This window comes from Nocardia pseudovaccinii NBRC 100343, assembly GCF_001613225.1.
Taxonomy (GTDB): domain Bacteria; phylum Actinomycetota; class Actinomycetes; order Mycobacteriales; family Mycobacteriaceae; genus Nocardia; species Nocardia pseudovaccinii.
This window is the reverse complement of record NZ_BDBY01000276.1, coordinates 1-17,160: the sequence shown is the minus strand read 5'-3', so window position 1 is coordinate 17,160 and position 17,160 is coordinate 1. Positions and strand designations below refer to the sequence as shown.

Here is a 17,160-nt window from a genome sequence, read left to right as displayed (position 1 = left end):
GGGTAGTCCGACTGCGCGGCCAGCTGGCGGTAGGCCTCGACCATGATCACCGGATCGTTGTGCTTGACCGAGATCTTGATATCGCCGAAGCCGTGCTCCTCGAACAGGCTCGCCTCCCACAGCGCCGATTCGACCAGCGCCTCCGGGGTCGCCTTGCCGTACTTCTCCAACATCCGCTTATCCAGCGAACCGGCGTTCACACCGATGCGAATCGGGATGCCCGCGGCGCCCGCGGCCTTGGCCACCTCGCCGACCCGGCCGTCGAATTCCTTGATATTGCCCGGGTTTACGCGCACCGCGGCACAACCCGCATCGATGGCGGCGAAGATATACCGCGGCTGGAAATGAATATCCGCTATCACCGGGATCTGGCTCTTGCGCGCAATGGTCGCCAGTGCGTCGGCGTCCTCCTGACGCGGGCAGGCCACGCGCACGATATCGCAGCCCGAGGCCGTCAGTTCGGCGATCTGCTGCAGGGTGGCGTTGACGTCGTGGGTTTTGGTGGTGGTCATCGACTGCACGGAAATCGGGTAATCGCTGCCGACGCCCACATTGCCCACCATCAATTGGCGGGTCTTGCGGCGAGGCGCGAGAACGGCCGCGGGTGCGGTCGGCATCCCCAATCCGATTGTGCTGGTCACTTTCGGCTGCCTACTTTCGTGCGTACTGTTTCGGGCCGTTCGCCTACCGAGGATAGCCGCGTGTCGCGGCTGCCCACCCTGTGACAGCCATGACATGAGCCATGACACACAGATGTCCCGAAATGCCAGCAATCCGGCGTACGCGGTGGTTATCGCGGAACAACCGCGACAGGTTAGCGCGTCAGCGGAACAACTGGATCGGATTCACGATGTCGGCGACCAGCGTGAGCACCATATACGCACCGCCGATCACCACTGCGATGTAGGTCACCGGAAGCAGTTTCAAATAGTCGACCGGAGCGCCCGGCGCCAGCCCCTTCCAGCCGCGGACGGTATTGCGGACCTTCTCGTAGAGCACCACCGCGATATGGCCGCCGTCCAGCGGCAGCAGCGGCAGCAGGTTGAACGCGCCGAGGAAGAAATTCAGGCTGGCCAGGACCAGGATGAACACGCCCCACAGGCCGCGCTCGGCGGTCTCGCCGCCGATCTTGCTCGCGCCGTAGACACTGACCGGGGTTTCCGGATCGCGCTCGCCACCGGTCACCGCGGTCCACAGCGCGGAAACCTTCTGCGGCATCTGGGCCAGCGATTCCACCGTACGCACGAACATCTGCCCGGTGTACGCACCCGCGGCCGGAATCGCGGCCAGCGCGTTGTACTTCAGGGGTGCGTAGTACTCCGAACCGACGCCGACCGCGCTGACCTCGCGGCCCGGCCCGCCGTCATCGGGATAGCGCGTGACGCGTTCCGGGGTGACCTCGATGGTCCTGGTCTGACCGTCGCGCTCGATGGTGTAGGTGAACGGGCCGGTCTGCTTCTGGGTTTCGGCGGTGAACTGCTGCCAGGTCGTCACCTTCACGCCGTTGACGGCCTTGACCACGTCACCGCGCTGCATACCGGCCTGCTGCGCGGGTCCGGTGCCCTGGCAGTCGGCCAGCGATTTGTCCGGATTCTGCTGGGCGACGCATCTCATCGCGCCGATGGTGGTCGCGGGCGGCTGGTCGAAGCGCGGCAGTCCCCAACCGATGGCGAGTACGACCAGCAGGAGGAAGCCGAGTACGAAGTTCATCGCGATCCCGCCGAACATCACGACCAGGCGCTTCCAGGTGGCCTGGCGGTACATGGCCCGGTCGAGATCCTCGGGCGCGAGTTCGTCCAGTGCGGTCATGCCCGCGATATCGCAAAAGCCGCCGAGCGGGAGCGCCTTGAGACCGTATTCGGTTTCACCGCGCCGGAACGAGAAAATCTTGGGACCGAAACCGATGAAATAGCGCCGCACCTTCATGCCGGTGGACTGGGCGGCCCACATATGCCCGCATTCGTGCAGCGCGATCGAAATCGTGATGCCGAGGGCGAACAGTACGAACCCCAACGCGAACACCATTTGCTGTACAGCCCTCCTGCGTTGCGCAGCTCGCCTCAAATGAAGTGCGGCCGCCCGCAGCGGCCGCGATTACCCGCACAGGCACGTCCGTTCGCGCCGCGGGCACCCCGACCACAGTAACCGGACGCCGACCAACCTCTCCGGTAAGTCTGCCAGGCCGCCGTCCTACGGCGCGCCCGATACGGTCCTATCAGCGATTGACGAGGGTGCGCGCGTAGTCGCGGGCCCAGGTATCGGCGGCGAGTACGTCTTGCAATGTCTCCGGTTCGGCGCGCCACCGATCGGCCGCCTCGACCGCGCGGGCGACGGTGCGCACGATATCCGGGAAACGGATGATCCCGTCCAGAAAGGCTTGCACGGCAATCTCATTCGCCGCGTTGTAGACCGCGGTGACGCCGCCGCCCGCGGTACCCGCCTGCCTGGCCAGCTCGACCGCGGGGAATACCGCATTGTCGACCGGCTCGAATTCCCAGGTCGAAGCGGTGCTGAAGTCGCAGGCGGCGGCCGCGCCCGATACGCGATCGGGCCAACCGAGTGCCAGTGCGATCGGCAGCTTCATATCGGGCGGGCTGGCTTGGGCCAGCGTGGAGCCGTCTTTGAAGGTGACCATGGAGTGCACGATCGACTGCGGATGCACCGTGACATCGATGCGGTCGTAGGGCACCCCGAACAGCAGATGTGTCTCGATCAGTTCGAGGCCCTTGTTCACCAGCGAGGCCGAATTCAGCGTATTCATCAGGCCCATAGACCAGGTCGGATGCGCCTTCGCCTCGGACGGATTCACCGATTCCAGCATTTCGGTGGTCCAGCCGCGGAACGGACCTCCCGACGCGGTCAGCACCAGCCGATCCACCTCCTCGGCCCGGCCGCCGCGCAGGCACTGGGCGAGCGCGGAATGTTCGGAGTCGACCGGCACGATCTGCCCGGGCGCGGCGGCGCGGGTCACCAGCGAGCCGCCCGCGACGAGGGATTCCTTGTTCGCCAGCGCCAGCCGGGTGCCCGATTGCAGGGTGGCCAGGGTCGGCTCCAGGCCGAGCGAACCGACGAGTGCGTTGAGTACCACATCGGCCTCGGTGCGGCGCACCAGTTCGGTGACCGCGCCGGGGCCACTCAGAGCCAGGTCGAGTCGAGTACCCGCGGCCGGATCGGCGACCGCGACATTGCGGGTCCCGGTGGCGGCCATCTGGGCCGCGAGCAGCTCGGCATTGCCGCCGCGCGCGGCCAGGCCGACCACCTCGAACTTGTCGGGATTGGCGGCAATCACCTCGAGCGCCTGGGTACCGATGGAACCGGTGCTGCCGAGCAGAAGGACTCTCACGATGTCGGACACGGCCCCATTGTGGCAGCGGGGCTAGCGACGCGCCCGGAGGCGGTAGCCTGCGTAACCACGTAGGGCGCCGCTCGCCGATCGAAGACAGCCCTGCTGGCTACGACGAGCGGTCGTATGCCACGATATCGGCAGCAACGCCTACACCGAGCTAAGGAGCGATCGTGGCCGCCACGGAACTCGAACCCACCAGTGACCGCGCAATCGTCACCCACGTGGATACCGCCGAGGTTCCGTCCGCCGAATGGGGCTGGAGCGGGGAATCGCGCCGCACCTTCCGTGTCGCGGGCTGGATCGTCTGCGTGATCCTGCTGGCCATGACGATCGGCAACCACAAGGGCCACATCGAGGACGTGTTCCTGGTCGGTTTCGCCGCCGTGATCGCGGGCATCATGATCCGCGACTCGATCCTGCGCCGCAAGCCTCGCTAGTCCACACCGGAAGGTATCGACTCGCCCGGGGATTCGCCCGCCTAACGCCCTCGTCGCTTGGCGGGCTTTTTCTTGGCTCCGGCGTTCTTGGCGACATTCCTCGTCGAGCGCTTGGCGGTGGTCTTCTTCGGCTCGGTCTTCTTGCGCTGAGCCTGGGCCCGTGAGCTGCGTTCCGAACGGCCGCGCACGATGCCGACGAACTCTTCGATCAGTTCGGTGGTGTGCGCGGTCGGCCAGGCCAAAGCGATTTCCGTAGCCGCGACGCCCATCATCGTCCGGTAGACGAGGTCGCGGCGGGCGTACAGCCGGGCGATGGAATGCGGGACGATGGCGACGCCGACACCGGCCGCGACCAATTCGATGGTGCCCGCGATCGCATCGATATCGCTCGAGTCCTGGATCCGTTCACCCTCCAGATCGCCCATGCCCACCTGATCGAAAAGCGACAGTGTGTGGTCTTTGGGCACCACGACGACGGGAAGCTCGCGGTAGAGCGGAATCGTGCTCAGACCTTCACGATCGATGGGCAGACGGACGAAACAGGCGTCGACGCGCCCGTCACGCAGCGCGGCGAGTTGTTCGGCCATCGGGATCGGGAGCATCTCCAGCGGAGTGTCCGGAAACCGCTCACCCCAGATCCGCGTCCATTTGGAGACCGTCACGCCAGGGACGAAGCCGACCCGCAATGCGACATCCTCCGCGGCCACGGGCTCGGGCTCTTCTTCGGCGCGCGCGATGATATCCCTGGCATCGCGCAGCAATTGCTGTCCGGCGTCGGTCAGCTGCGTCGGCTGTGCTCCGGGCACAAAGAGTTTCATTCCGAGTTCTTGCTCCAAGTCGATCACCGTGTGACTCAACTTCTGCCGCGAAATGTGCAGCGATTTCGCCGCACGGGCGAAATGCAGTTCCTCGGCAACCGCGACGAACCAGCGCAGGCGGGTCACGTCGATGGACTCGGGGTTCATTCGTATGAGGGTATTGCCATCGGGGCAGTCGACTCGCGAGACGGGTGGTCTGAGGGCACGGCCGGGCCGGATACGCGGTGGCCTCGCATTCGCTCGTCCATGCGCAACAGACTGCGGGCGGACTGCGTCCGGCTGTGCCCATTAGGCTGTACCGGTGAGCCCGGATAAGAAACCGCAGACCATGAAGCCGCTGACCGCGGCCAACAAGCTCGGCATCTACCTTCCGGCGACGCCCGAGGAATTCCGCAACTCCCCGATCTCCCGCGCCGAACTCGACGACTTGCGCGCCAACCCCCCGGCCTGGCTGACCGAACTGCGCAAGACCGGCCCCTTCCCCCGCGATATCGTCGCCCGCAAACTCGGAGTTTCCAATACCGGCCTGGCCCGCGCCGAAGTCTCGGACGCGATGAACGCCGAGGAAATCGCCGCCCTGCTCGCCGACCCGCCCGAATGGCTGATCCGCGAACGCGAGAACTACGCCGCGGTGCTGAAGGAAAACGAGCGCATCAAAACCCAACAGGCCGAACGCCGCACCGCTTCCAACCGCCCCGCCAAGAACCGGACGTAGAACAGCCGCACCCAACTTGGGTGCGGCTGTAGCCGGGTGGTGGAAGCGGTTATGTCGCACCGGATTTCGTAGTGACCAGTTGGCAGGAGCCGCCGGTGCACGAGCGCTGCAGTCGGCCCCGGGACAGCGTCTGGAGCAAGCCGATCGCCCAGCAGGTCGGGCAGCCACGCAGCGCGACGAGACCGACCGGCAGGAGCAGCAGACCGACGGGCCCGACCGCGGGCATCAGTGCGAACGACCCGACCACAGCGCCGAATCCGATTGCGCCACGGGCCAAATGGCGCGATAGCGACGCACTGGCGAACTCATCCGACATTGCCGACCTCCAAACTCCCCTGCACCGCCGCACGCGCCCGATGCAGCCGTGATTTCATGGCCGCGGTGCTCAGCCCGAGCAGATCCGCGACCATTCGACCGCTGTACCCCTGCACATCTCGCATGATCAGCACCTGCCGCTGATCGCCGGGCAGTGCGGCGATCGCCGCGGCCACCCGCTCGGCCTTCCAGCGATTGAGCGCCTCCTCTTCCGCCGATGCGATGGCCGAGTCGGGCATCGGTTCGGCCCGACGCACACGTAACCGCAATTGCCGCAGGCATTCATTGCGCACAATGCGAAACATCCACGAGGCCAACGCACCCGATGCTCGCAATGTCCCGATCTTGCGGTACAGAATGATCAGCGCCTCCTGCGCCGCATCCTCGGCATCCTCCGGCGTCGCGCACAGCGAGTACGCGAAGCGCCGCACATGCGGATGCGATCCGGACACCAGGGCGGTGATCGACTCGATATCGCCCGCCCGCGCCGCGGCGACGAGATGTTCGTCGGGCCAGCACACCTCGGTCATTCCGACCGGCTCCGCCGCCGCAGCACGGTAATGCTGCACGCGCAAATGAGCAGCGCCCCAACAACAATCGCGGCTATGATCACGACAAACCTCCCGATTTCGTGCCGACCGTGTTGCCGACACAAGTATGAGAGGTGTAAACCCGCACAAAGGATTCACCGCAATCGAGCATCGCAGCCCGATCCCATGCGGACAAACGACCAGGCGTTGTTACGATGTGCCGAGGGGCATCAAGGGAGGTGCGGTGGCTGAGGCCGATCGGGCGCCGGTACGCGTCGATCCATCCAAGCCGAACGCTGCTCGGGTGTACAACTACTTACTTGGCGGTAAAGACAACTACGAGGTGGACCAGCGAGTCGCCGAGCGAATGCTCGCGGTCGCGCCGGACACCAAGACGACGGCCTGGTTCAGTCGTAAATTCCTGCTCAACGCCGTGGAAGAGGCGGCCAAGGCCGGGATTCGGCAATTCATCGATATCGGTGCCGGAATCCCCATCTCGCCCAACGTGCACGAGATAGCACAGAAGGTCGACCCGGCGGCACGCGTCGTGATGATCGACTACGACCCGGTCGTGCACGTGCACACCAACGCGCTCCTGTCCGGCACATCCGGTGTCACATCGATACTCGGCGATATTCGCCGCACGGACGAGATCATCAAGAAGGCGCGGACCGAGGGACAGATCGACTTCGACCAGCCGGTAGCGATTCTGATCGTCGGCGTGCTGCACTTCGTGATGGACGACGAACATCCGGCCGAGATCATCGCGCGATTGCGCGATGTGATGGCGCCGGGAAGCATCCTGGCCTTCACCCACGGATCGGTCGACACGTACACGGAGTTCGTCGCGCAGTCGACCGGCGATACCGACGGCAGCTCGGCGCAGGTCCAGTTCCGGACCCCGGATATGGTGGCCGCCTACCTGGACGGCTTCGAGATAGTCGAACCCGGTCTGGTGCCGGTACAGGATTGGCTCGACGACGACCTGCCGCGCACCAAGTTGGTGCTGTTGGGCGGAGTCGGTCGCAAGCCCTAGCTCGCGGCGAGCGTATCGGCGCGTGCCGCGAGCGCGTCGGCGATCGGACGCGGACGGCGACCGAGTCCACATGCACTCGCGACGCCGTCCACCGGTCTACTCAGCGCGTTCTCGATCAACCGCAAGGTCTCGACCTGCTCTGGCACCGTGGGAGTGTCGTGAACGAATCCCGCGTAGAAACTGGTGCCCGCGCCGAGCGACAGGTCCGCGAGGGGTGCGTAGAACGCGTGATCCGCCGACGGCGGGATATCTCCGGCCGCAAGCGGACCGTGCACATAGATGAGCGGGCGATCCGAAGGCCACTGCCGGGCAACGGAATTGGCCAGCTCCACGAAGGGTCGTAGATCACGCATACTGGCCCGGGACTTGTTGCGCAGGCTTCCGACGCACAGGTGCACGCCGAATCTGGTTCCCGCAGGCGCGGATTCGGCCAGCGCCGCAATCCCCTCGCCGAGGCGCAATGCCGCGTCCAGCCGTCGGTGCAGTGGCTGCGCCTTCACCATGAGCACCATTTCCGCTGTCGCCTCCAATTGCACGACCACGTCGTCGGTACCGACCAGTTCGTGGATGGCCGCGATATCGCGCACGGTCGCGTCATGGAATGCCTTGCGGTGCGACCGGACACCTGGAATGCCCATGGCGATGAATGCGAGGGTGAAATCGGTCGGCATCCCGATCTGGAGAGTGAGTTCCGGCAGCTCGCGCGCCGTGCGCAAACCATGGAATATCGGCAGCGCCTCCTGTGCCTCAGCGAGATAACCGAGCTCCATCATGTCGCCCGTCAGCTCACGACCGCCCGGAACGCGATGGATGGTCCGCTCCCGGCTCGAGCGCCACGTACCCGGCTTCTTCACTTCCAATGCGCCCTGCGCCACCAGATCCTCGATGATCGGCTGGATGTAGAACTCGTAGCGACGCGTTTCCCCGGTCGGGAGCGTGCGCAGGCGCGGTCCCGCGGCATCGAGCATCGCGCGCATCGCATCGTCGGTACTCGTACCAGGAAAGCTGCCGACAAAGTGCACACCACGCGAACCCATGCCGTGCATCGTAGATCGCATCTTCGTCACGCAACCCCATAGCTACGGATGTTCGTGTGCGGTATGGTGATTCGCCAGAAGATGGCGCGGCGCACGATATTTCCCATTCGGAGGGAACGCGGTGACGAACAAGCTCTACGCCCGAATGCTGGTGGCCGCTACCGCGGCGGCGACAATGCTCGGTGTGGTGCCGGGCGGGGCCAGTGCTGATCCGGCCGCCTCGCCCGACCGTTGTCAGGAGATCTCTTTCCCGGTGCCGCAGGGGACGCTGGGCGCGACCCTGTGCCTGCCGGACCGGCCGACCGACGCCGTCATGGTGTTGATGGCGGGATCCAATTACAACCACACCTACTGGGATTTCCCTTACGCCCCAGAGACTTACAACTTCCGGCGCGCGATGAACGCGGCGGGTTACGCGACGCTGGTGGCCGACCGGCTCGGTAACGGCGCGAGCACCCGTCCGCCGAGCATGTCACTGACCGCGTCGGCCACCGCGGAAGCCCTGCACGACATCGTGCAAGCCCTGCGCCATGGACTCGCGGGCGCACAGCCGTTCGGCAAGGTTGTCACCGGTGGTCATTCGCTGAGCTCCGGCACCTCGGTCATGGAGGCCACCACCTACCACGACGTCGACGGCGTGCTGCTCACCGGATACTCGCACACCCTGAGCGTGCCGGACGTCCTCGGCGTGATCGGCACCTACTACCAGGCGGTACAGGATCCCGTATTCGCCAGCCGCGGATACGATTCGGGCTATCTCGTGACCCGGCCGGGCACCCGGGCCAGTGATTTCTTCGGGCCGGATAATTACGACCCGCAGGTGCTCGCGATCGATGAGGCGACGAAGGAAACCTTCTCGCTCACCGAATATCCTGACGGCCTCACCTCTACCCTGCCAGGGATGTCCAGCTCGATCACCGCCCCGGTCATGGTCGTCAATGGCAGTTTGGACCGGTTGTCGTGTGGACCCGCCTATGCGATCTGCGCCGACAGCACGACCCTGCAGGCCGCGGAGGCCGCGTTTTTCAGTCCAGCCGCGCGGTTGCGTACCTTCGTGCTGCCCGGCAGCGGACATTCGGTGAATCTCGCACGGAACACCGCGCAATATCATGCCGCCGTCATCGACTGGATGAAGTCGGTCGTCGGATAGCTGGATCTGCTTGCGGCAGTTCAGTTTCCGTGATCACTTCGGGCTGATCTGCGGAGGGTACGGGCGCACCACCGCGGCCGCGCGGCCGTGCGCCTCGGGATCGCACAGATAGCGCACCGGCTGGCCTTCCGCCAGCGCGCGATAACCCGGAACATCGATACAGCTGTATTCGACGAACACCGGCCACTGCCGGACACCGTCTGGATCGATGAAGCCGAACCCACGCTGTTCATCGAACCAAGCCACCCTACCGGTCAGCCATACCGAAGTTGGATCGATAACGCTGCTCATCGTCGCCTCCGCGATGTCGGATTCGGCCATCTCCCCGCCGTCCACTTACCCGCGAATGCCACTGGTAAACACCATTTTTCAAGCCGCGAAACAGTCTGACCACCGGGTGATATCGGCTCGATTAGCCGACCCGATCCCGGGTAGGTCGCACATGTGGTCCGAACCGGGGCCGCAGATAGTTCCAACTACCGAGAAGGAGTGCCGTCATGGCAGATCCGAAGAATCCCGGGCAGTTCGGCAATCGCAAGGACACCCACGAGCAGGCCAGCAAGGGCGGCAAGGCCAGTACCGGCAGCTTCGGCCAACGCAATGCGGCCGACCCGCACGAGGCAGGTCGTAAGGGCGCACAGGCGCAGCCCACGGCGGCCAAGCAGAAGGGTGGCCAGCACAGCCACAGCGGCGGCTAGCTCAACCTGTCGAACGGGCCTCGGTGAGCTATCCGGGGCCCGTTCGCACGCGTCGAATATCGCGCGCGAACCTGGGTAAGCGCCCGACATGGTCACCTTCGGATATTTCCTAGCCAGCGAACAGTTCGGGCCGAAAGAACTCGTCGAGCAGGCCAAACGCGCCGAACAGGCCGGGTTCGAGCGGCTGTGGATCTCCGACCATTTCCATCCGTGGAATGACGCCGAGGGCCACAGCCCCTTCGTCTGGGGCACCATCGGTGCGCTCTCGGAGGCCACCGATCTGCCGATCACCACAGCGGTCACCTGTCCTACCGTCCGCATCCACCCGCTGATCATCGCGCAGGCCGCGGCGACCGCCGCCGTCCAACTCGGCGGCGATTTCATACTCGGCGTCGGCAGCGGTGAGGCGCTCAACGAGCACATTCTCGGCGATCCGTGGCCGTCGCCCGCGGTCCGGCTCGAAATGCTGGAGGAGGCGGTCCAGCTGATTCGTCGGCTGCACCGCGGCGGCAATGTCAACCACCGCGGCGAGTACTACACCGTGCAGGACGCCAGAATCTACACACTGCCCGATGCTCCGGTACCGATCTACATTTCCGGATTCGGCCCGCAGGCAACGCAATTGGCGGCGCGCATCGGCGACGGTTTCTGCACCGTAGTGCCCGATGCCGATGCGATCGACACCTTTCGCAGCACGGGCGGCGGCGCGAAACCGGTACAGGCGGGCGCCAAGGTCAGCTGGTCCCGCGACGAGGAGTCGGGTCTGGATGCCGCACATCGCCCCTGGGCCAATGAGCTGCTGCCCGGCCAACTTTCCCAAACTCTGCCGCGTCCGCGCGATTTCGAGGACGCGATGAGCCTGATCGATCGCGAATCCACCCGTGAGCACATCGCCACCGGGCCCGATCCGGAACGTCATATCCGCCGACTCCGGCAGTATCTCGATGCCGGTGTCGACGAACTGTACGTCCAGCAGATCGGGCCCGATCTGGATGGCTTCTGCACCGCATGGGAGAAGCAGATCCAGCCCGCCCTGAGCTGAACCGGGACGGCTAGGCGGGCACGGCGACGGTCGACCGGCGCCAGACCCGGTGCTGGGCAAGCGCATTCGCGAACGTCTCGATGAACTCCTCGGCCACGCCCGCGCCGACGGCGGTCGTGGTGAAGACACCTGTTTGCGCGTCATGATCGGTGGCGGATGCGACACCGGCGACCCGCAGCAGCGTGACACCGTCGCCGAAGCCGCCGATCGGTTTGGCGTGTTTGAACGCCTCCAGGACGAAGTGCACCGCCGCGCCATTGCCCACCAGCGTGTCGGCGGACTGCGCGCCACCCGCGACCAGCACCGCATCGTAGAGAACCGAGGCGACGGTGGCCAGCGACCGGTCCACCGGGAGGGTTTCGCCGTCGCTGCCGTCGCCGCCCAACGTACCGGCGTGCGGCGCGAGCACTTCGGGGACCGCACCACGGTCGGTCAACCACGATTTGATGCGGCGCACACCGAGTGTGTCCACCCCATCGGCGGCCAGGATCGCGATCTTCCGGGTCGCGATGGTATCGGTGACCGTATTGAGTTGCGACAGCGCGGGAGATACCACCGCCTCGCGATCACCCGAGTCCGGTTGCGGCACCGGCATACCCAGTTCACTCGCGACCCGCTCGGCCAGTTCGGGCTCGATTCGCGCCAGATGTTCGAGCACCCTGGTCCGGATGATCGCCCGCTCCACCTTGCCCAGTTCGAAGGCGAAGGCGGCGACGATGTGGTCGGCCTCCGGCGGCGACATACTGCGCCAGAACATCCGCGGCTGCCGGTAGTACTCCTGAAAACTGCTGGCGCGCTGACGAATAGCAGAACCGGATAGCGGCTCGGCATAGTGCTGGAACATCTCGGTATCCGCCAATGCCGGACAACCGCCACCGATGGTGTTCTTGGTATAGGCCGCCTCGCCCTGTGGAATGGCGTGCTGACCGTAGCCGTCCTGCTGGTGATTGCGCACGTCGGCGACCGGCCGGTTGATCGGCAGCTGGGCGAAATTCGGCCCGCCCAAACGGATCAGCTGGGTATCCAGGTAGGAGAAGTTGCGCAACTGCAGCAGCGGATCATCGCTGAAATCGATACCAGGCACCAGATTGGCGGTGTGGAAGGCCACCTGCTCGGTCTCGGCGAAGAAGTTGTCCGGGTTGCGGTCCAGCACCATGCGGCCGACCGGTTGCACCGGAACCTGTTCTTCCGGAATGATTTTCGTCGGATCGAGCAGGTCGAAGTCGAAGCCGAATTCGCTTTCGTCCGAGACCAGCTGCACGCCGAGTTCCCACTCCGGATACTGGCCCGCCGCGATGCAGTCCCACAGATCGCGTCGATTGAAGTCGGGATCACGCCCGGCGATCTGCTGACATTCGTCCCACAGCAGCGAATGCACGCCGAGTTTCGGCGTCCAGTGGAACTTCACGAAAGTGCCTCGGCCCTCGCTGTTGACGAGCCGGAAGGTATGTACGCCGAAGCCCTGCATCATGCGATAGCTGCGCGGCAGTGCCCGGTCCGACATCAGCCACATGATCGCGTGCAGTGTCTCCGGCTGCTGACCCACGAAATCCCAGAGGGTGTCGTGCGCGGAGGCGGCCTGCGGAATCTCATTGTGCGGCTCCGGTTTCACCGCATGCACGAAGTCCGGGAATTTGATTCCGTCCTGGATGAAGAACACCGGGAAGTTATTGCCGACCAGATCGTAATTGCCCTGGGCGGTATAGAACTTCGTCGCGAAGCCGCGCACATCGCGCACAGTATCCGCGGATCCGCGTGAACCGGCGACGGTCGAAAACCGCACGAACACCGGCGTTTCCACGCTCGAATCGATGAGGAAGCGAGCGGCGGTGAAGTCACCGAGCCAGCCGCCATAGGGCCGGAAGTGTCCGTACGCGCCCGCACCTCTGGCATGGACCACTCGCTCCGGAATCCGCTCGTGATCGAAGTGGGTGATCTTCTCCCTGGCATGGAAATCCGCGAGCAGCGTCGGCCCGCGCTCCCCCACCTTCAAGGCGTCGTCGGTGCTGTCCACCCGTACGCCCTGCTGTGTGGTCAGCTTTCCCTGTTCGCGATCCACCCGGTATCGATCCAGCTGGCGCTGCTTCTCATTCGATGCGCCGTTCCGATTGGTTGCGTCGGGCATGTCGCTCACCCCTCGGTCTTACGGCGCCAATCGCGCACCGCGTCGCGAATCCGGTCGAAGAGCGCAAGTGGCGGTCCGGCAACGATATTCACCAGCGCCGACGCACCAGCCTCCGGATGCGGCCGGGTCGGGGCGACGGCCTCGGCGACCCGCACGACATCGGCGAGCACCGCGCTCTCGTTGGCGGAAAGCTCTTGGCGCAGCTGATCGAATTCCTCCTTCTCCTCCATATCGGCGTGTTCGATCACCGATTCGGCGAAGCTGCGGAATTCGGTATCGAAATCCTCGTGCTGCACGCCCATGTCGTAGAGCTCGGCCAGCACGCGTTTGGCCTCTTCTTCTTCGCGCAGCCTGTCCTCGACGACGCCAGCGGGCACAGCTGCGCGCCGTGATGCCGGATGCACCACTTCCTCTTCGGCGCTCTCGTGCACGGCCAGCGCGCGGACCAACTCCTCGAACGGCTCGCGCTTGGCCGCACCCTGCGCGAGCTGTACCTTTTCGATCAGCCCCTTGATCAGTTCGTGTTGCGCCAGCAAGAGCGTGACGACGTCTTCCTTCTGACCGGTGGCCATTGCGTACCTCCTCGATCGGGGACGGAGCCACCGCGGCTCCTCTCGTCCGCGCATACCCGCAAGCGGCACACTCACACCTGCGCTCAGGGCAGCGCGGACGAGAAGATTCGAAGGTCGCGGTCAGTCCGTCGACACCGCCTCCACCACGCCGCCGGTATCGGCATTGCCGAGCGCGACGGCCACATCGGCCTGCGCCACAATGCCGACCAACTGGTCACCGTCGAGCACCGGCACCCGGCGGATCTGATGCACCGCCATCACATTGAGCACCTCGTCGGCATCGGTGCCCGCCTGCACCGTGATCGGTGTGCCCTCGGCCAGTTCCCCCGCCTTGACGCCGATCGGGTCCTTGTTCTCGGCAAGCACCTTCACGACGATGTCGCGGTCGGTCAGTATGCCCTTCAACCGATTGTCCTCACCGCATATCGGCAGCGCGCCGACGCTCAGCTGTTTCATCAGCTTGGCGGCCTCGACCACCGAATCGCTGGATCGCACGCACTGCACGCCTTCGGTCATGAGTTCCCGCGCGGTTGCCATGGTTGCCCTCCTGTTCGTCGCAAGCAGATTCGGGTTCGCGGTACCCGACGTGATCGCCGATACACCCTGATTGATCCGGAACATGTCGGGTATCCGCTCGAACGAGACGATCCATCCGAACGGAGAGGACGCCATGTTTCCTGGACCCGACGCATCCGATCGGCTGCGTTCCGACTTCCCGGACCGCGCACGCAACACCAGAAATCACGCGGGCGAAATGATCGCCGACACCCACAACTGGCCCGGCGTCATCCTGGTGCTGCTCGGCGTAGTGGGCGCCGCCCTGACACTCACCGCCGCGGGCTACGGATTCGCGGGCTGGGCCGTCGTGGCCGGTATCGCCACCGGTCTGTGCCTGATCTGCGGCGGCGGACTCATCCTCGCCGAACACCGCCGCGTCAAGGCCGACGAAGGCCGCGAACTCCTCGAGCCGGGCGGCCACTGACGCGAAAAAGGGGCAGCCTAGCCCTCTGCGGCCAACTGCCCGCAGGCCGCCGCGATTTCCTGGCCCCGCGTATCGCGCACCGTGCACGGAACGCCCTGCGCGTTGACGCGCCGAACGAATTCCTGCTCAACAGGTTTCGGGCTGGCATCCCACTTGCTGCCCGGCGTCGGGTTCAGCGGGATGACGTTCACGTGCACGCGGGAGCCCAGGGCCTTGTGCAGTTTCGCGCCGAGCATATCGGCGCGCCACGGCTGGTCATTGATATCGCGGATCAGCGCGTATTCGATGGAAACCCGGCGCCCGCTCTTTTCGGCGTAATAGCGGGCGGCGTCGAGGACCTCGGCGACCGGCCAGCGGTTGTTCACCGGCACCAGGGTGTCGCGCAGTTCGTCATCGGGGGTGTGCAGCGACACCGCGAGGGTCACCGAGAGGTCCTCGTCGGCGAGCTTGCGGATCGCCGGAGCCAAGCCGACGGTGGAAACCACCACGTTGCGCTGAGAGATACCGAAGCCGTCGGGCGCGGGTGAGGTGATGCGACGAACCGCGGCGACCACCCGCTTGTAATTCGCCAGCGGCTCCCCCATGCCCATGAAGACGATATTGGACAGGCGGCCCGGACCACCCGAGACCTCGCCATCACGCATGGCAGCGGCTGCGGCGCGGACCTGGTCGACGATTTCGGCGGTGGAGAGATTGCGGTTGAGGCCGCCCTGACCGGTGGCACAGAATGGGCACGCCATACCGCAGCCGGCCTGGCTGGAAATGCAGAGGGTGGATAGCGCATCAACACGCTCTCCAGCAAGGTGCCATCGCCCGCACGCCACAAGGTCTTTCGCGTCTCGCCGCCATCGCACGCGACATGTTTGACCACCGACATCAGCGGCGGAAACAGCGCCGCGCCGACCTTTTCGCGCACGGTGGCGGGCAGATCGGTCATCAGCTCCGGATCGGCCTGCAGGCGGCCGTAGTACTGGCGCGCGATCTGGTCGGCGCGGAACTTCGGCAGTCCGAGCTCCGCGACCGCGGCCTTGCGCCCGTCGGCATCGAGGTCGGCGAGGTGCCGTGGCGGCATGCCACGGCGCGGAGCATCGAAGACGAGGGGCAGGGAGACGGTCATAGTCTCTCCAGTGTCCCATCTCGCGTGTGCGGCCCGGACCGAAGGTGACCATCACGACGCCCGACGCGACGAACGTCACGTTCGATCGGGCCGGTGAGCAGCGCTGCTTCGACATCACGACATGCCGGTCACCGGACAGAAATGCGTGCACCGACGATAGCGATCGGCAATGATCGAAGGATGACCAGTCACGCCGAGTCGTCCGAGCCGGAGCGCACCGAAGATGCCGCACCTGCGTCGACCGGCCGTGAGACGGTGGAGCCGACCGGCCGCAAGTCGGTGATGAAGTCCCGGACCGGCGACACCTGGGTCGCCCTGGTCGCCGCGACGCTGATCGGCATCGTGCTGCTGATCTTCATCCTGCAGAACCTGGAACAGCAGCGGGTGGATCTGTTCTTCTGGAGCTTCTCCATGCCGGTCGGCATCATGGTGCTGCTGTCGGTGATCGCCGGTGCGCTGGTGATGGCGTTGGTCGGCGGGGTGCGGATCATTCAGCTCCGCCGCGCTGCGAAGCGCTAGAGCAAGCTGCTGAGCACCAGCCACGACACGAAGGCCGAGGGCAGCATCGAATCGAGGCGGTCCATGATGCCGCCGTGGCCGGGCAGCAGGGTGCCCATATCCTTGATGCCCAGTTCCCGCTTGACCTGGGATTCGATGAGATCACCGACGGTCGCGACCAATACCAGGCCGACGCCGAGCACCACGCCGATCATCGAGTTGGCTTCCAGCAGCAGGGTCACCGTCAGCAGACCGCCGATCACGCTGAACACCAGCGAACCGCAGAAGCCCTCCCAGGACTTCTTCGGGCTGATCGCGGGCACCATCGGATGCCGCCCGAACAGCACACCCGCGACGTAACCGCCGACATCGGAACAGACCACCAGGATCATGAAGGTCAGCACCCGCAGATTGCCGTCGGGCTCGAGCAGCAGCAGCGTCGCGAACGAGGCGAGCAGCGGGATCCAGGCCAGGGTGAAAATCGTGATCGCGGTGTCGCGCAAGAAGTTTCGCGGCGCGGTCTGCAAGCCGTGATCGAAAAGGCGCCACACCATGCAGACCAGCGTGGTCGTGGCGAAGGCGCCCGCCACGCCGCTGGCGCCCCACGGCCAGCCGAGCCAAAACACCGCCTGACCGCCGACGATGAGCGGGATCCGCGGGACGAGGACATCCGCCTCCCGCAGCCGCTTGGCGACCTCCCAGGTCGCGACGCCGACTCCGGCGGCCGCAACGCCGATGAATA

20 protein-coding genes and 1 pseudogene are annotated in these 17,160 nt (G+C 65.4%); 8 read left to right on the top strand and 13 right to left on the bottom strand.

Annotated elements, in window-relative coordinates:
- The 3 genes from NP3_RS33975 to dxr all read right to left on the bottom strand — a co-directional run.
- Positions 1-641 (bottom strand): flavodoxin-dependent (E)-4-hydroxy-3-methylbut-2-enyl-diphosphate synthase (locus NP3_RS33975; RefSeq protein WP_169814624.1); only part of this gene is annotated, 641 nt, incomplete at its 3' end.
- A 181-nt stretch (positions 642-822) separates the two neighbouring features.
- Complete coding sequence (locus tag NP3_RS33970; RefSeq protein ID WP_063045834.1) at positions 823-2,025, bottom strand: M50 family metallopeptidase; 1,203 nt, start codon at positions 2,023-2,025, stop codon at positions 823-825.
- A gap of 190 nt (positions 2,026-2,215) precedes the next feature.
- Positions 2,216-3,355, bottom strand: a complete 1,140-nt coding sequence (gene dxr, locus NP3_RS33965) for a 1-deoxy-D-xylulose-5-phosphate reductoisomerase (RefSeq protein ID WP_063045833.1) — start codon at positions 3,353-3,355, stop codon at positions 2,216-2,218.
- Positions 3,356-3,516: 161 nt separating this feature from the next.
- Between dxr and NP3_RS33960 the strand changes: the two genes are divergently transcribed.
- Entirely contained in the window at positions 3,517-3,783 is a 267-nt protein-coding gene (locus tag NP3_RS33960) for a DUF2631 domain-containing protein (protein ID WP_063045832.1), read from the top strand.
- Positions 3,784-3,824: 41 nt separating this feature from the next.
- On the opposite strand, the gene NP3_RS33955 is transcribed toward NP3_RS33960, so the two are convergent.
- Complete coding sequence (locus tag NP3_RS33955) at positions 3,825-4,748, bottom strand: LysR family transcriptional regulator (protein ID WP_063045831.1); 924 nt, start codon at positions 4,746-4,748, stop codon at positions 3,825-3,827.
- Between the two features lie 154 nt (positions 4,749-4,902).
- On the opposite strand from NP3_RS33955, the gene NP3_RS33950 reads away from it, so the two are divergent.
- Entirely contained in the window at positions 4,903-5,316 is a 414-nt protein-coding gene (locus NP3_RS33950) for a DUF5997 family protein (protein ID WP_063045830.1), read from the top strand.
- Between the two features lie 49 nt (positions 5,317-5,365).
- Here the strand turns inward: NP3_RS33950 and NP3_RS33945 are convergent, their stop codons facing one another.
- Complete coding sequence (locus NP3_RS33945) at positions 5,366-5,632, bottom strand: hypothetical protein (RefSeq protein ID WP_063045829.1); 267 nt, start codon at positions 5,630-5,632, stop codon at positions 5,366-5,368.
- On the bottom strand, positions 5,622-6,161 hold the full coding sequence (locus tag NP3_RS33940) for an RNA polymerase sigma factor (RefSeq protein WP_063045828.1): 540 nt from the start codon (positions 6,159-6,161) through the stop codon (positions 5,622-5,624). Before NP3_RS33940 ends, NP3_RS33945 begins: the two co-directional genes overlap by 11 nt.
- A gap of 244 nt (positions 6,162-6,405) precedes the next feature.
- On the opposite strand from NP3_RS33940, the gene NP3_RS33935 reads away from it, so the two are divergent.
- On the top strand, positions 6,406-7,197 hold the full coding sequence (locus tag NP3_RS33935; protein ID WP_063824980.1) for an SAM-dependent methyltransferase: 792 nt from the start codon (positions 6,406-6,408) through the stop codon (positions 7,195-7,197).
- Here NP3_RS33935 and NP3_RS33930 read toward each other — a convergent pair.
- Positions 7,194-8,234, bottom strand: coding sequence for a hypothetical protein (locus tag NP3_RS33930; RefSeq protein WP_063045827.1), 1,041 nt, complete (start codon positions 8,232-8,234; stop codon positions 7,194-7,196). The genes NP3_RS33935 and NP3_RS33930 overlap by 4 nt on opposite strands.
- 121 nt (positions 8,235-8,355) lie before the next feature.
- On the opposite strand from NP3_RS33930, the gene NP3_RS33925 reads away from it, so the two are divergent.
- A complete protein-coding gene (locus NP3_RS33925; protein ID WP_245721223.1) occupies positions 8,356-9,384 on the top strand; it encodes an alpha/beta hydrolase in 1,029 nt (342 codons plus the stop codon).
- A gap of 33 nt (positions 9,385-9,417) precedes the next feature.
- On the opposite strand, the gene NP3_RS33920 is transcribed toward NP3_RS33925, so the two are convergent.
- Positions 9,418-9,705 carry a cold shock domain-containing protein gene (locus NP3_RS33920; RefSeq protein ID WP_373864803.1) on the bottom strand — a complete coding sequence of 96 codons (288 nt, stop codon included), beginning with the start codon at positions 9,703-9,705 and terminating at the stop codon, positions 9,418-9,420.
- A gap of 176 nt (positions 9,706-9,881) precedes the next feature.
- Here NP3_RS33920 and NP3_RS33915 point away from each other — a divergent pair, with 176 nt between their 5' ends.
- The gene (locus NP3_RS33915; RefSeq protein WP_063045826.1) at positions 9,882-10,082 is read left to right on the top strand and encodes a hypothetical protein; all 201 of its coding nucleotides are present in this window, start codon (positions 9,882-9,884) and stop codon (positions 10,080-10,082) included.
- Positions 10,083-10,170: 88 nt separating this feature from the next.
- Positions 10,171-11,124 carry a TIGR03557 family F420-dependent LLM class oxidoreductase gene (locus tag NP3_RS33910; protein WP_063045825.1) on the top strand — a complete coding sequence of 318 codons (954 nt, stop codon included), beginning with the start codon at positions 10,171-10,173 and terminating at the stop codon, positions 11,122-11,124.
- Positions 11,125-11,134: 10 nt separating this feature from the next.
- Here NP3_RS33910 and NP3_RS33905 read toward each other — a convergent pair whose 3' ends face one another.
- The 3 genes from NP3_RS33905 to NP3_RS33895 all read right to left on the bottom strand — a co-directional run bounded on the left by NP3_RS33905 (position 11,135) and on the right by NP3_RS33895 (position 14,358).
- Positions 11,135-13,249 (bottom strand): catalase, encoded by a 2,115-nt coding sequence (locus NP3_RS33905; protein WP_063045837.1) that lies wholly within the window; start codon positions 13,247-13,249, stop codon positions 11,135-11,137.
- Between the two features lie 5 nt (positions 13,250-13,254).
- A complete protein-coding gene (locus NP3_RS33900; protein WP_063045824.1) occupies positions 13,255-13,821 on the bottom strand; it encodes a hemerythrin domain-containing protein in 567 nt (188 codons plus the stop codon).
- Positions 13,822-13,941: 120 nt separating this feature from the next.
- The gene (locus NP3_RS33895; RefSeq protein WP_063045836.1) at positions 13,942-14,358 is read right to left on the bottom strand and encodes a CBS domain-containing protein; all 417 of its coding nucleotides are present in this window, start codon (positions 14,356-14,358) and stop codon (positions 13,942-13,944) included.
- A gap of 133 nt (positions 14,359-14,491) precedes the next feature.
- Between NP3_RS33895 and NP3_RS33890 the strand changes: the two genes are divergently transcribed.
- Positions 14,492-14,803, top strand: coding sequence for a hypothetical protein (locus NP3_RS33890; RefSeq protein ID WP_063045835.1), 312 nt, complete (start codon positions 14,492-14,494; stop codon positions 14,801-14,803).
- Between the two features lie 17 nt (positions 14,804-14,820).
- Here NP3_RS33890 and rlmN read toward each other — a convergent pair.
- Positions 14,821-15,920, bottom strand: a pseudogene (gene rlmN, locus NP3_RS33885) (dual-specificity RNA methyltransferase RlmN).
- A 180-nt stretch (positions 15,921-16,100) separates the two neighbouring features.
- Here rlmN and NP3_RS33880 point away from each other — a divergent pair.
- A complete protein-coding gene (locus NP3_RS33880; RefSeq protein WP_063045823.1) occupies positions 16,101-16,439 on the top strand; it encodes a LapA family protein in 339 nt (112 codons plus the stop codon).
- On the opposite strand, the gene NP3_RS33875 is transcribed toward NP3_RS33880, so the two are convergent.
- Positions 16,436-17,160: phosphatidate cytidylyltransferase (locus NP3_RS33875; RefSeq protein ID WP_063045822.1), on the bottom strand; the 725-nt coding region annotated here is incomplete at its 5' end. The two genes, NP3_RS33880 and NP3_RS33875, sit on opposite strands and share 4 nt — an antisense overlap.